The sequence below is a fragment of the Enterococcus sp. C102(2024) genome (assembly GCF_040888205.1).
GTDB lineage: Bacteria > Bacillota > Bacilli > Lactobacillales > Enterococcaceae > Enterococcus > Enterococcus faecalis.
Map to the genome: position 1 here is coordinate 1 of NZ_JBFOHH010000024.1, position 473 is coordinate 473.

Annotated in this window: 1 rRNA gene; it reads right to left on the reverse strand. The window is 52.0% G+C overall.

Annotation, left to right across the window (positions count from 1 at the left end):
* Positions 1-67: 67 nt before the first annotated feature.
* Positions 68-473 (reverse strand): 16S ribosomal RNA (locus tag AB3I34_RS13995); the annotation flags it as partial.

The window sequence follows — 473 nt, forward strand, 5'->3', positions numbered from 1 at the left end:
TTGAGAGTAGACCTCTCAAAACTGAACAAAGTAAAGACGAAATGTGTATTTCCGTAATATTCCTTAGAAAGGAGGTGATCCAGCCGCACCTTCCGATACGGCTACCTTGTTACGACTTCACCCCAATCATCTATCCCACCTTAGGCGGCTGGCTCCAAAAAGGTTACCTCACCGACTTCGGGTGTTACAAACTCTCGTGGTGTGACGGGCGGTGTGTACAAGGCCCGGGAACGTATTCACCGCGGCGTGCTGATCCGCGATTACTAGCGATTCCGGCTTCATGCAGGCGAGTTGCAGCCTGCAATCCGAACTGAGAGAAGCTTTAAGAGATTTGCATGACCTCGCGGTCTAGCGACTCGTTGTACTTCCCATTGTAGCACGTGTGTAGCCCAGGTCATAAGGGGCATGATGATTTGACGTCATCCCCACCTTCCTCCGGTTTGTCACCGGCAGTCTCGCTAGAGTGCCCAACT